Raw genomic sequence first — 14,267 nt, forward strand, 5'->3', positions numbered from 1 at the left:
TAAAAATCTCCTCCAATTCTGCACAATTACTCCACATTGTTAGGTTATATTGACTTTAGTTACCTAACCAAGGAGTGTCACTATGACCCTGAAGCCAATCTATATTGGTGTACTTAGCTTTATGTTATTTGCATCTTTCGCTGCTAATGCTAATCCTCATAATAGAAAACCACCTAAAGAAGCTGTTGAAGCCTGTGCTAACAGTGCTGAAAATGATCAGGTTAGTTTTGACACTCCGCGTGGCGACACCCTTGAAGCAACTTGCCAAATTATCGATGGCGAGCTTGTTGCTGTACCTGCTAATGGTCCTGATGATATGAAACAACCACCAAAACAACGTAATTAACAATCCTATGTTGCTAGGTAGTTTCATCAAAAATTGATTACAGAGAATACCAAAGGAGTATATATGCAAGTGACTAGTGGTAACACTGCGATGCAAATGACATCGACAGAGAGCACACAAAGACCTCCACGTCCTGATGGACCACCGCCACCAAAAGGCGGAGTCCCACCAGGGTTAGATACTGCGGTATCGACATTGTCTGATGATCAACAGCAATTAACCACAGACATGTTGTCATCATTAACCGACGAGCAGCAAGAGTCTTTGAAATCTATGTTAGATGAATTAAAACCACTAACGGAAGGCTTATCTGACGAGGACATCGGCAGTATTTTCTTTGAGGCATTGAGCAGTATTTATAATGGTGATGACACCGAAACGGCCAACGGTAATTCAACATCTGTGAACGTAGACATTTACGCTTAATACAGTACTCAAAATGGCAATGGTGATATTAAAGCAGCTTACATATTGTGTAAGCTGCCTTTTTGCTTACTTTACTTTAATCTCATTGACTATGTTATTGTTGTTACGGAACATCGGTAAAAACTCATTAAGCTCGTCTGGCAATCGCGGTTTGCTGTACAAATACCCTTGAACCAAATCACAACCATTGAGCCGCAGAAAATCTGCTTGATCGACGGTTTCAACACCTTCAGCAATAATCTGCAAATTCAATGCATGTCCCAATGCAATAACCGCTTTCGCAATCGCTGTATTATTCACATCATGAGGAATATCACGGACAAAAGATTGATCGATTTTCAACTTATCAATCGGTAACTTTTTGAGATAATTGAGAGATGAGTACCCTGTACCAAAATCGTCAATACTCAAAGCAATGCCCATGGCGCCAAGCAATTTCAAATCACGAATAATCGCGTCTGGATCATTCATCATGCAAGACTCGGTGACTTCTAATTCCAAATGTTTGGCTGGTAATCCGGTTTCCAATAAAATCGAGCGCACTTTATCGACAAAATCATTTCTTTGCAGCTGTAAGCTGGCCACATTGACCGAAATACGTTCAAACATTTTACCTTGAGTTAGCCATTCCACCCCTTGTAAACAAGCGGCCTTTAAAACCCATAAACCAATATCCCAAATCAAACCAATCTTCTCTGCTAATGGAATAAACTCTGCAGGAGAGATATTGCCGTAGACAGGATCTGACCAACGAATTAACGCTTCAAAGCCACTTGGTGATAAATCAGACAGTTTCAACTTAGGTTGATAAACGAGATAAAAATCTTCATTAACCAATGCTTGATGTAATGCATTTTGCAGCTTTAATTGTGCTACAGCTTGCTTGGTCATCGACTCGGTATAAAAGGCATAATTATTTCGCCCATCTAACTTGGCACGATGCATAGCCGCGTCGGCATTACGTAATAAGCTGTCGTGATCATCACCATCACTTGGGTATATCGCCACTCCCATGCTGGCGGTAAGACGCACAGATTGGGTATTATCCAATATAAATGGGCGTTCAAATACACTGCGAATACGGTCAACCGATGACGTTACAGAATCAGTTCCCATAATGCTCGGCAACATGACCACAAACTCATCACCACTTAAACGTGCTAATACGTCAAAATCAGATAAAGCGTAAGATAAGCGTTTAGCCAATTCAACGAGAATTTCGTCGCCAATAACATGGCCTAAACTGTCGTTAATGTGCTTAAAGAAATCGATATCTAAGAACACAATAGCCAGCTGCTTTTTAGCACGATGAGAGTGGTTCACCTCTTGCTCTAACAGTGACATAAATTGCATCCGATTAGGCAATTGTGTCAACGGATCAAAATAAGCTAAATTTTTCAGTTTTTCTTCATTTTGTTTTTGCGCTGAAATATCAGCAAAAACAGCAACATAATACTGAATGATATTGAGCTTATCGAATACTGCACTGATGGTTATCGCTTGCGGAAAAATAGCACCATGCTTACGACGATTCCAAATTTCACCGTGCCACTTCCCCTGAACTAATAAGGTATTCCACAATCGTTCAAAAAAACTTTTAGGATGGCGTCCTGAACTCAGCATTCTAGGATTTTGGCCTATAACCTCTTCGCGGCTGTAACCAGTAATGTCGGTAAATGCTTGGTTGATCTCGGTAATATTGCCATTACTATCGGTTATCACTACCCCTTCGACTGCATTTTGAAACACATTGGCAGCTAAAATGAGTTGATCCTGCGCTTCTTTGTGTTTGGCAATGTTACGTGTCATACCTATAACCCCGGTCAATTGACCTTGGGTATTATAAATGGGCGCTTTGATGGTTTCGAGCCAGACTTTATTAAAATTGACATCAACTTCTTCACATTCAGACACCACTACAGTCGAACCGTTACTGATGGCTAATTTATCACTCGCAATAAATTCATTTGCGGTGCGCGGATCAAAAAGGTCAAAGTCAGTTTTGCCAACAATTTGTTCTGTAGATTTACGCCAAGCTCGTTCAACACTTTTATTACAAGCAACATAGTGGCCGTTAGCATCTTTAACCCACATATGCTCTTCAAAGGCATCAATAAATGACTGTAAATCAACATCGAGCGACACAGGCTCAGAGGCATTGGAATCAATGGTTAAGGAGTTTATATAATAACGAATGGCATTACTTAACATATCCGCAATGCGTGTTTGCATTGCCGACAAGGGTTGAAATAATCCTTGTTCAGACGGTGCGTTAGCTTTGTCGCTAAAAGTGATCACACCGATGATATGACCTTTTGATGAACGAATTGGCTGATGATAAACAGTAAAGTGTTGGTCTATCTTTTTGACACTATGAGCGTCTGCCGCTTTAAGATGTTGTAACAAGCTCTCTTGATGCTGTCGCTGAGTATTATCATCAATACCCTGGCTTGTACAAATAGCTTCAATACTGTTTTCAGCATTGATCTGGTAAAACATAATGGTAAGACGAAACTCGGCAGAAATATCATTTATTTCTAGCTGCCATTCTCTTAGTTGCACTTGAGAAATAGCTTTTTTAAGCATATTAATATCCTGAATAATGTTTTATTGAGCATGTGAAACGAGTCGTACTACAAGTGTATGAAGCTTAGTTCTGTCACGAGTAATGTTATGAATATAAGTGCCGAGTTGAACTATACATCAGAACCTATCCTATACGCTGTGATTTAACAACCAAATGCAATCGATTCGAGCGATTAATACTATTAGTTAACTATAGTTACCCGATTAATACCAATCCTATTAAATATGTGATCTTTCAGCGGGAGTTCAAAGTGCTATAGGCAAGGCAGATGATTGAAGCGAATAGTGATTCTATTTTGAAAACATCTAACTAAGCATAAAGTACTTTGAAACCCGCCAGAATGGAGTCTCTCAGGTATTCCACTTCTGTGTTGCATCGATTTAAAAGGGAATAACCATTTCTACATCAATGCGCCTTGAATTAAAAAACCTGAGAGACTCTGAACTGATCAGATATTTAAAGAGATTGGTATGACACTTCATATTCAATCATAACCTATCAAAACCAATAAAAAAGGAGCCAAAAGGCTCCTTAATATAATGTCACTGTAAATGATGATAAACGCATGAATACTAGCTATTTTTTAGTGCAGCGATGCGCTTCTCTAGTGGCGGATGGCTCATCATTAACTCAGCCATTGAACGTTTACCATTAATACCAAAGGCTGACATTTGCGCTGGCATTGCACCGGATTCAGGGCCTTGACGTAATCGTTCTAATGCGGCAATCATTTTATTTTTGCCTGCTAAACGTGCCGCGCCTTCATCAGCTTTAAACTCACGAATACGTGAAAAGTAAGCCACTATCATTGATGCCAAAATACCAAATAACATATCAAGCACAAATACTACGGCCATGTACGCGAACATACCTAGGCCTTCACCTTCTTCATCATTACTGGAAACAAAATTGTTAATAATACCAGCAACAACGCGTGCAGCAAAAATAACAAAGGTATTCACCACACCTTGGATTAAGGTTAATGTCACCATGTCACCGTTTGCCACGTGGCTCACTTCATGGGCAAGTACGCCTTCAATTTCATCTTGGGTCATGCCGTAAAGCAAACCAGAACTCACAGCAACAAGGGCATTATTTTTACTTGGACCGGTTGCAAATGCGTTCATTTCTGGCGACTGGTATATAGCCACTTCTGGCATCTTAATACCAGACTTTTCAGCTTGGCGTGCAACCGTTTCGACTAACCAACGTTCCATACTGTCACGTGGTTGAGTGATAACTTCACAACCCATGGTTTTCTTAGCCATCCATTTTGAAATGGCTAAACTGATAAACGAGCCACCAAAACCAAAAATGGCAGCAAATACTAACAGTCCACCCATCGTTGAGGTATTAACCCCAAGAATAGACATTACAATTGAGGCAACCAGTAAAATGGCAAAGTTGGTTGCAATCAACAAAAATATACGCTTCATTAAAGCTCCTGTATGGCAAAAGTGCCGATTTACGATTGTTACTATAGACATAATATGTCCATAAAATGAAAATTCAAGCTTAGTTATATTAAAAAAGATTTATGACTCTTTTATAGCTAGATAAAACATCGTCTTGAAATTCACGCGAGCAGATTCTAGGGAGGGTTGATTAATTGAAACTGAAAAATAGACTACAAAAACAAACTCAGTGTCGGCAATGATTAATCTTTGATAAACTGTCAAAAACTAAAACCAAAAAGGACTTTTTATGCCCATTAATGCATTAATGTTGAGCGCCTCACGGGTCGGTAATTCGACATATCTAAGCCATACCGTTGAGCTTATTCGTCCACTCACTCAGCCAGGACAACAATGGTTGTTTGTTCCTTATGCTGGCGTCAGTGTAAGTTATGATGAGTATTTAACAAAAGTACAAACAGCGCTTGAACCTCTGCCAATTACCATTAGTAGCATTCATCAGTTTGCAGACCCAAAACAAGCCATTCAAGATGCTGCAGGTATTTTTGTTGGTGGCGGCAATACATTCCAATTGCTCAACGAATTGTATCGCTACGACTTGCTGCACTTAATTCGTGAAAAAGTAGAAAATGGCATGCCGTATGTGGGCTGGAGTGCGGGATCAAACATTACTGGTGCCAGCATTCGTACCACCAATGATATGCCAATTGTCGAGCCGCCCTCTTTTACCGCATTGGGTATATTGCCATTCCAATTAAATCCGCATTACACCAACTACCAAATGCCAGGCCATAATGGTGAAACTCGTGCGCAACGGCTGTTAGAATTTACCATGGTCGATCCACTGACACCGGTGATAGGAATCCAAGAAGGCAGCGCTCTATGGCGCCAAGGCGATAAATTACACCTTATTGGTAATGAGACGGCTTATTTATTCCATGGTAAACAACAAGAAGTTGAACTTACCGCTAACACCGACTTGTCACACTACCTTTAGTCAGCTTACCTGCTCTTAACCTATTACGTTTGCTGATAATCGGTTTTGATCAAAACCATTGGGCTTACTCTATAAGCCCAATGGTGCATATTGATAAGCTACTCGCCATCGTATTGATTTCGCTCACTGGGAATATCCGTTGAGTATTCAACAAACTCAACTTCAAATCCGCTTGGGTCAATAAAGTAACGGCTTTTATAAAAAGGATCATGTCCGCCCATAATCGCCACCTCAAAACCCACTTGTGACAATCTAGCAACTAATGCATCAATATTGTCCACAACGTAAGCGAAATGTGCCAAACCCAATGCATTACTTTTAAGATCGCGCACCTCGCCACTACCTGAATCATTTAACGATAAATAATGATAATCATCACCAAAGTGAAGCCATTTCCGCGGCGTACCATGCCAAACAGACTCGCCACCACCACGCACTCGCCAGTGTGGAAAGGCCGCTTTATAAAATACTAATGATTCATCTAAGTCATTAACTACTAAATTTAAATGTTCTAATCGCATCACTTATCTCCTTATGGTTAATGCAACACAGCTTAATACCTCAAGCTAACTTGAGGTAAAGCATTATTTTTGCCAAAATGATAAAAAAAATCGGAGGTTGAATGTCAATAGATGCAGAACTGAGTGTTGGCCAAGTCGCCAAACGTTGTGGAATAAACATCTCTGCGATTCACTTTTATGAGCAAAAAGGTCTCATCAGCGGTTGGCGCAATAATGGTAATCAACGTCGTTATACACGAGACGTTATCAGGCGAATATCGCTCATCAAAGCTGCGCAACAATTAGGGATATCGTTGGATGATATCAAGCATGCTTTTGCTGCTTTACCCAATGAACGAACAGCGACTAAAGAAGACTGGGCAGAATTATCAAATGTTTGGAATAAATCACTTACGCTGCGGATAGCCCAGATGCAAAAATTGAAAGATTCGCTCGAAGGTTGCATCGGTTGTGGTTGTTTATCGATGAAAAACTGTCCACTGTATAATCCAAACGATATTCTTGTAGAACAAGGCCCTGGTCCAGTGCTTTTGAATAAATGATAAATACAAAAAAGCCTAGTTTAATAACAAACTAGGCCTAAGCAATTAGCTAAATTAGGGGGGAGATAAACGATTAGGTAGAGAATATGGCTTAAATGCTGTTAACACCTAAGCCACTAATCGTATTAGACTCACAATAAAGGCTTAACAAAGCGTTTTGGTAGTCACAATATCTATTTTACGAGGTTTCATAGCTTCTGGAATTTCACGTACTAAATCAATATTTAATAAGCCGTGTTCTAATTCCGCACCGACGACCCGCACATAATCCGCTAATTGAAAACTACGTTCAAAACCACGCTCAGCAATCCCTTGATGCAAATATTTGCGTTCATCACTGTTAGCAGTCTTATTACCTTTTACTAATAGCTTTTCACCTTCACTCATAATATCGAGTTCTGGCATAGAAAAACCCGCTACCGCCATGGTGATCCGATAACGATTTTCGCCTAAAAGCTCAATATTATATGGAGGATAACCACTGTTGCTATTGTTAGCTGCTGCATGTTCAGCAAGTTGTGCTAAACGATCAAAACCAATTGCACTACGGTAAAGAGGTGTTAAATCTGGAGAAATATTAAAATTACGCATGTTCATACCCTTGTCTAAAGCAATATGTAAAAAATAACCACTGTATGTTTGTGGTGTTTGGTTTTCACAGCCCTTACGGCACTGTGGTAGACAGTTAACTGAAACCTCAATCGAGCATTTCATTATTCATTCCTGCTACAGAATTAGATATATGGACCACCGGCGCTATATCAAGTGCAGTGGATATAAATGTTTGCTACTAATAATCGAAAATAAAAAATAGGCTTTATAATCAATAAGTAAAATAATAATTAATTTATACCATAATGAATAAGTTGGTGCTAATTTCACAATGATGACTTTTGTCACTAGTAATTCTGCTTGAAAACGTCACAATAATAGACAATAAATAAAAACAATTAAGGACGCATTATGAACCCACCAACATTGGCATTATTAATTCCTATTCTGGCCATTTTAGGCAGCTTTATTGTCACTATAATGAAGCTCAAGCAACGGCAATCACATACGACGGCAGAACAAGCAACTAACAATAAAGCACTGCATGATGAAATTAACGCCCTGCGTCAACGAATTGAAGTACTTGAACGTGTTGTTACCGACGATGCTTATGATCTAAAGCAAAAAATAAATAACGCATAATCAAGTGCTCTACATAACAAAGCCACCGTAATTGGTGGCTTTGTGGTTTAAAGGCATTAAACCCACAATATGGAAAGTAAGAATATAAACTACTTACTAACGGCAATTGACCGACGGAAAAGCGCAAGGCTGAAAGCAAAAAAGATAGCCCCTAGACCAATGATATTGAGTAATTCTGGCCACACTATGCTGATATCAGCACCCCGAAAAACAACGGCCTGAGAAAAAGCCATAAAGTGCCGCGAAGGGAAAAGCCATGTAAATGGTTGAATAATAGCTGGCTGGCTCTCAATCGGAGTGATCCCACCAGAGAGTAACATCATGGGTATTATCACTATCATCAACAGTAGTGCAAATTGTGCCATCGTACGGGCAATTGTACCGAGAAAAATACCGATGGCTGCTGCTGCAAATAAATAAATGGTCGTCCCGCCAAGTAGTAACCATCGAGATCCTGCAATGGGTACATCTAACAAGGTCTCAACCATAAAGAACAATGATAACGAGAAAGCTACTAAAACAATTAATCCGTTAGCCCATACCTTCGACATGATAATTTGAAACGAAGTCAGTGGCATAACAAGCAAGTGCTCAATGGTACCATGTTCACGCTCACGCAATAACGCAGCGCCAGTCAGTATAATGGCCAACAAGGTTACGTTATCGAGCAGTGCACCAATCGAACTAAACCAGGTCATTGTGCCATTTGGGTTAAAGGCTCGGCGTTGAACTAAAGCCACTGGATAGGTTGTTGTTTCGTTTGAACGATTAACAAAAAAATTCACCTCGTTAGTTATGATATTTTGAATATAGTGGTTACCTAGACTCGCTTGAGTCACTGCGGTAGCATCAACATCTATCTGTACACTCGGCAAGCGCCCATCACGAACATCTGCTTCAAACTTTGGTGGAATGGAGACCACAAACATGAAACGATCTTGATCCATAACTTGGTCAATCTCAGTAGCAGAGATTTGCTCTGCAAGGTTAAAATAAGGCGGGTAAAAAGCATTGGCAATGCTACGAGAAAGCGTAGAGTGGTCTTCATCGACAATGGCAATCGAAGCGTTATTAACCGACTCGCTGATGGCTGTTGACCGTGAATAAATCTGGGCGCTGAATAGGAAAATAATTAGCATTACCATAACAACGTCACCAAGAACGCTGCGTAACTCTTTAGTACCGAGCCAAAAAATGTTACTCCAGGTTTTCATCAATTATGCCTCTTGTTTTGTCAAACATACTGCAGCCAAAACGACAAAGAGCGGACCATAAATGGATAGCATCATTAAATCCCCTGATAGGGCAAAGAAATCCAATCCTTTGGTAAATGCAGCGACACTCAAATGCATGTAATAGGTTGCGGGCCACGCCATACCGATAAGATATCCCCCACCTTCTAACGTTGATGTTGGCTGAACTAACCCGGAGAAAAGTGCTGTGGGTAATAAAGACACAATTGTAGTCGCAAAAACAGCGGTAACCTGTGTCTTAGTTAACGCGGAAACAATTAACCCAATACCCGTTGAAGCGCAAACGTAAAAGAAAGCTCCCACAGTTAAGCCCAGCAGGCTACCTTTTAGCGGTACTTGTAGCAAAAATACTACTAAGAATGTCAGAATAAAAAAGTTAGCCATGCCAATGCCAATATAAGGCAGCTGTTTGCCTATCAGAAATTCAAGTTTGTTTGTTGGCGTGACGTAAAAGTTGGTGATAGTGCCAACCTCCTTCTCACGCGAGATACTCACCGCCATCAAGATTGCGGGGAAAAAGAGCAACAGCAAGGCAGGCGTTTTCGGCCCAATCGAAAATATGCTCTCAAATGATGGGTTATAACGATATCGAGATTGTAGATCTACTTTATATAGAGCTCTTGCGTCGATACCTGCATTTGTTGCTAACTCGGTAAGATAGCGTATATGGCCACCAGTGACATATCCTTCTATAGTGCTTGCTCTGGTGGTATTAGCACCATCAATCCAAGCAGAAATACTAGGTGTTTGGCCCGTTTTTAAATCACGGCCAAAGCCCGGAGGGATCTCTATCGCTAAGGTTATATCGTTAGACTTAAGACGCCATTCAAGTTCATCTTTACTTTGCAGTTCTGGTCTCTCAATAAAATAGTGTGACCCTTGAAAGTTACTTAAATATTGGCGGCTCTCTGGAGTACGATCCAGATCCAGCGCGGCAAAAGTGAGATCCTCTATATCTAGCGATATACCGTAAGCAATAACAATTAATAAGATCACACTGCCAAAAAAGGCAAATGCCAAACGTATCCTGTCACGCATTACCGCCATCATTTCGAGATAGCTGTATGCCAATAACCTATTCAAGCTAAAATAGTGGCGTTTTAATGTGGTTGAAGGTGAACTTATTAACGTTGATGAATCATCTGGCTGCACAGAAGCCAAATCGGTTGATTCTTCGGCAGTCGTTCCAATGGCATCTTTCAGGTAATTGATAAATGCTTCCTCGAGCGAGGCTGCACCTTTGGCTTCTACTAGATGTTGCGGTTCATCATAAACAAGTACTTCACCAGCGTGCATAAGCGAAATGCGATCGCAACGTAAAGCCTCATTCATAAAATGGGTAGAAATAAATATGGTCACTTTATCTCGACGTGACAATTCAACAAGCAGCTCCCAAAATTCGTCACGAGCGACAGGATCAACTCCTGAAGTAGGCTCGTCAAGAATGAGCATTTCGGGCTCATGGATCACCGCAACCGCGAGCGAAAGCCGCTGACGGATGCCAAGTGGCAGCGATGAAGCTAGATCATCTATTTGTTTGCGCAGACCAAAACGGTCAACCAGCGTATTTATCCGCTCTGTTGTTTTTGACGGTGACAGATGAAATAAGCGAGCATGCAAGGTTAAATTCTGCATCACCGTTAGTTCGCCATACAGCGAAAAAGCTTGTGACATAAATCCGACACGCTTGCGCATTTCTAGATTGTTCGCATCAACTAACTTTCCGAATAAAAAAGCCTCACCTTCAGAAGCGGGCAGCAAACCCGTCAGCATTTTCATTGTGGTGGTCTTGCCACAACCGTTAGAACCGAGAAAACCAAAAATCTCGCCAGCTTGAATTTCAAAGCTAACGTTGTTCACAGCGGTAAAATCACCGAAGCGTCGAGTCAACCCTTTCGCTATGATAGCAGGTGTGCCAGCAGTCTTTTCAAATGGAGGGATAACAAGCTCTTTACCACTTCCCCGCTTCCCTTCCGGTAGTAAGCGCACAAACGTCTTTTCTAAATTACTGGTGTTGGTTTTGGCTTTTAGCTCTGCTGGAGTACCTGTATCCAAAACATGTCCAGCATCTATTGCAACCAGCCAGTCAAAGTCTTCTGCTTCGTCCATGTACGCAGTGGACACAATCACACTCATACTGGGTCTTTCGCTGCGAATAGCGTTGATTAGTTGCCAAAATTGTCGCCTTGACAATGGGTCGACACCAGTCGTCGGCTCATCCAATATCAACAAATCAGGATCATGTATAAGCGAACAGCAGAGCCCTAGTTTTTGTTTCATGCCACCAGATAACTTGCCCGCTGGCCTTGATAGAAAAGAGTGAAGCCCTGTTGCTTTAGTCAAACGATCGATTCGAGCTTTACGCTCAGAGGCCCCCTGACCAAATAACTTTCCAAAGAAGTCCAGGTTTTCGGCAACACTAAGCTCGCTATAAAGGTTTTTACCCAGACCTTGGGGCATGTAGGCAATCCGAGGGCCAACTTCGGAGCGGTGGCGGGCCGAAGCCATGTCACCACCAAGCACCTCAAGACTGCCATGCTGTAACTTGCGAACACCCGAAATAAGGGCCAATAGCGTCGACTTACCAACACCATCAGGACCGAGTAAGCCAACCATCATCCCAGATGGAATGGTCAGTGACACATCTTCGATAGCATTCACTTTCTTATAGGTATGCGTAACACCCTTAATGCAGACGATAGGATAATCTTGTTGGTCCATGGTACTGCACCCACATTAGTTATTATTGACTGAGACGGGTTCGGCTTGCGGTGGTAATTTCTGAAGAAAGTCCGGCCACGGAGCAGGTTTTTCTCCAGATTTTGTTGTCAGTCGAATGTAAGCAACCCCGCGAACCCCTGTCTTTACATCATCAATATGTCTCTGGACTAAATTTTGCGGTATTCGTACTTTGGCACGAAACATAAGTTTTTCGCGTTCACTGAGTGTTTCAACTTGCTTTGGTGTGAATTGGGATTCCGGTGACACAAAACTGACAGACGCAGGAATAGCGAAATCTAAGATATCCAGCTTAATTCGAGCCTCTGCACCGATAGCAATACTATTAGCCTGAGCTGACGGAAGAAAGACCTCCATATAGACATCGGCGAGGTTCACAACGGTTAGTACTTTACCGCCACTTCCTAGCACTTCACCGGGTTCGGCAAGTCGATAAATAACTCTGCCAATAACCGGTGATTTGAGAACACAATCGTCGATTTGAGTCTGGATCTCTGTAGTGCTAGCCTTCACAGCATCGACCATACGTTCTCGGTATACTAGTCCAGCTTTTGCAGCCTCAAGGGCGGCTTTGGCAACGGCTACCTGACTTACTCGTGTATCGTAGGTTTCCTTACTGATGTGATTATTTTTTACCAACTCGCGTGCCCGATGCAACTCTTGTTCAGCCAGTAATTGTTCCGCCTTTGCCTGCTCTATGGCTGCCAAAGCGGATGCGACTTGGCTTTCTGCACTGGCAACGTTTGCTTCTGCACCGATTAACTGAGCTCGCAGTTGATCTGTATTGATTTTTGCGACAACCTGTTCTGCCTGAACAAGATCGCCCTCCTGCGCCATGATTGTATCGACGCGACCTGCAATTTTTGTTGATATATCAACCTGTACAGCTTCAATCCTTCCGTTACCGGAGGCGAAACCAGCACCCAATGGTTGTGCTTGAAAATACTGCCATACAGCCCAAGACCCAGCGATGACAATTATTAAAACGCCTCCATATATTGCTTTCTTAATAGTGTTATTCATTGTCTAAAAATCCTTCTTTATTTAACAATAAGTATCGTTTCAAAACTGGAGATTGGCATTGCATGATGCTTAAACCAAAGGCCTTTAACTATTTCAAACTGATGTACGATCAACTATGGTTATTACATGCCTATTTAATGTTTTCATTGGAACTGTTAAGCATTAAATAATCGGCTAGGCAGCCTAGATATGCATAAGCGTGTCATATATAAAATGAGCAGATATAACAGCCTTGCAAAATTGATCTAGCATCGCATAAACGGAAAATTCATATGGGCGATGGTGGCAAAATGTTCTATTGTCACCGTTAAATTCGGATATCATTTGTTGATATGTTTATTCTTCTCGCATAATCCCTAAGTCGTTATTGAATGGCTCAATGGTTCACTCTGAACAACGCCTAATTCAACCAAAATAATAAATAAGATCGAGAACTTAAATTTATTTTGTAACAACAAACTGAAGTAAACTTTGATCTATGCCTCATTATTGGCTAATAAGTCGGTGATATTGAACAAATATTAAACCCATCAAATCGTACCGTTATCTTCAACTTAATTAATCAATTTTGCTCATTAATATGTCAAATACCAATAATTGAAAACTTAGCTATATCTTCACATTGTCAATTTTATAAACATTGCCTAAGTTATGGACACAAAAAGCCCGCTATATCATAGCGAGCTGTTTCGGGACTCTTTTAAGTCAATTAGGCACCTGAAAATGACCTACTTCGCATGGGCATATCGTCCACACAAGCATTATGCTCATATTAACCAAACCGTAATTTCAACAAATGACAGACGTAAAAAAGCCCGCTACATAATAGCGGGCTGTTTCACGACTCTTGCAAGTCAATTAGGCGCCTGGAAATGACCTATTTAGCATGGGCATATCGTCCACACAAGCATTATGCTCATATTAACCAAACCGTAATTTCAACAAATTACAGACGTAAAAAAGCCCACTACATAATAGCGGGCTGTTTCACGACTCTTTCAAGTCAATTAGGCGCCTGGAAATGACCTACTCTCGCATGGGTATATCGTCCACACAAGCATTATGCTCATATTAACCAAACCGTAATTCAACAAATAACAGACGTAAAAAAGCCCGCTACATAATAGCGGGCTGTTTCACGACTCTTTCAAGTCAATTAGGCGCCTGGAAATGACCTACTCTCGCATGGGGAGACCCCACACTACCATCGGCGATACTGTGTTT

12 protein-coding genes are annotated in these 14,267 nt (G+C 41.2%); 5 read left to right on the forward strand and 7 right to left on the reverse strand.

Going from position 1 to position 14,267, the window contains the following annotated elements:
- Window positions 1–82: 82 nt before the first annotated feature.
- Both EGC86_RS13650 and EGC86_RS13655 read left to right on the forward strand, forming a co-directional pair.
- Window positions 83–346 (forward strand): hypothetical protein, encoded by a 264-nt coding sequence (locus tag EGC86_RS13650; protein WP_102037204.1) that lies wholly within the window; start codon window positions 83–85, stop codon window positions 344–346.
- Window positions 347–409: 63 nt separating this feature from the next.
- A complete protein-coding gene (locus EGC86_RS13655) occupies window positions 410–772 on the forward strand; it encodes a hypothetical protein (RefSeq protein ID WP_102037205.1) in 363 nt (120 codons plus the stop codon).
- A 66-nt stretch (window positions 773–838) separates the two neighbouring features.
- Here EGC86_RS13655 and EGC86_RS13660 read toward each other — a convergent pair whose 3' ends face one another.
- Together EGC86_RS13660 and htpX are read right to left on the reverse strand one after the other, a co-directional pair.
- Window positions 839–3,358: a putative bifunctional diguanylate cyclase/phosphodiesterase gene (locus EGC86_RS13660; RefSeq protein ID WP_123777908.1), complete on the reverse strand. Its 2,520-nt coding sequence runs from the start codon at window positions 3,356–3,358 to the stop codon at window positions 839–841.
- Window positions 3,359–3,931: 573 nt separating this feature from the next.
- Window positions 3,932–4,795, reverse strand: a complete 864-nt coding sequence (gene htpX / locus EGC86_RS13665; protein ID WP_059746198.1) for a protease HtpX — start codon at window positions 4,793–4,795, stop codon at window positions 3,932–3,934.
- A gap of 268 nt (window positions 4,796–5,063) precedes the next feature.
- Here htpX and pepE point away from each other — a divergent pair, with 268 nt between their 5' ends.
- The gene (gene pepE, locus EGC86_RS13670) at window positions 5,064–5,771 is read left to right on the forward strand and encodes a dipeptidase PepE (protein ID WP_123777909.1); all 708 of its coding nucleotides are present in this window, start codon (window positions 5,064–5,066) and stop codon (window positions 5,769–5,771) included.
- A gap of 98 nt (window positions 5,772–5,869) precedes the next feature.
- Here pepE and EGC86_RS13675 read toward each other — a convergent pair whose 3' ends face one another.
- Entirely contained in the window at window positions 5,870–6,292 is a 423-nt protein-coding gene (locus EGC86_RS13675; RefSeq protein ID WP_123777910.1) for a VOC family protein, read from the reverse strand.
- Window positions 6,293–6,393: 101 nt separating this feature from the next.
- Here EGC86_RS13675 and soxR point away from each other — a divergent pair, with 101 nt between their 5' ends.
- On the forward strand, window positions 6,394–6,834 hold the full coding sequence (soxR, locus tag EGC86_RS13680; protein WP_102037787.1) for a redox-sensitive transcriptional activator SoxR: 441 nt from the start codon (window positions 6,394–6,396) through the stop codon (window positions 6,832–6,834).
- 144 nt (window positions 6,835–6,978) lie between these two features.
- Here soxR and EGC86_RS13685 read toward each other — a convergent pair whose 3' ends face one another.
- Window positions 6,979–7,425 carry an Hsp20 family protein gene (locus EGC86_RS13685; protein WP_123777937.1) on the reverse strand — a complete coding sequence of 149 codons (447 nt, stop codon included), beginning with the start codon at window positions 7,423–7,425 and terminating at the stop codon, window positions 6,979–6,981.
- A 372-nt stretch (window positions 7,426–7,797) separates the two neighbouring features.
- On the opposite strand from EGC86_RS13685, the gene EGC86_RS13690 reads away from it, so the two are divergent.
- The gene (locus EGC86_RS13690) at window positions 7,798–8,028 is read left to right on the forward strand and encodes a hypothetical protein (RefSeq protein ID WP_011637032.1); all 231 of its coding nucleotides are present in this window, start codon (window positions 7,798–7,800) and stop codon (window positions 8,026–8,028) included.
- A gap of 89 nt (window positions 8,029–8,117) precedes the next feature.
- Here the strand turns inward: EGC86_RS13690 and EGC86_RS13695 are convergent, their stop codons facing one another.
- From EGC86_RS13695 to EGC86_RS13705, 3 genes are read right to left on the reverse strand one after another with little or no spacing between them, the layout of a single operon-like run.
- Window positions 8,118–9,242, reverse strand: coding sequence for an ABC transporter permease (locus tag EGC86_RS13695; RefSeq protein ID WP_123777911.1), 1,125 nt, complete (start codon window positions 9,240–9,242; stop codon window positions 8,118–8,120).
- 3 nt (window positions 9,243–9,245) lie between these two features.
- Window positions 9,246–12,002, reverse strand: coding sequence for a ribosome-associated ATPase/putative transporter RbbA (gene rbbA, locus EGC86_RS13700; protein WP_123777912.1), 2,757 nt, complete (start codon window positions 12,000–12,002; stop codon window positions 9,246–9,248).
- A gap of 15 nt (window positions 12,003–12,017) precedes the next feature.
- Window positions 12,018–13,043: an HlyD family secretion protein gene (locus EGC86_RS13705; RefSeq protein ID WP_123777913.1), complete on the reverse strand. Its 1,026-nt coding sequence runs from the start codon at window positions 13,041–13,043 to the stop codon at window positions 12,018–12,020.
- Window positions 13,044–14,267: the final 1,224 nt, after the last annotated feature.

This window comes from Shewanella frigidimarina (genome assembly GCF_003797125.1).
GTDB classification, from domain to species: domain Bacteria; phylum Pseudomonadota; class Gammaproteobacteria; order Enterobacterales; family Shewanellaceae; genus Shewanella; species Shewanella frigidimarina.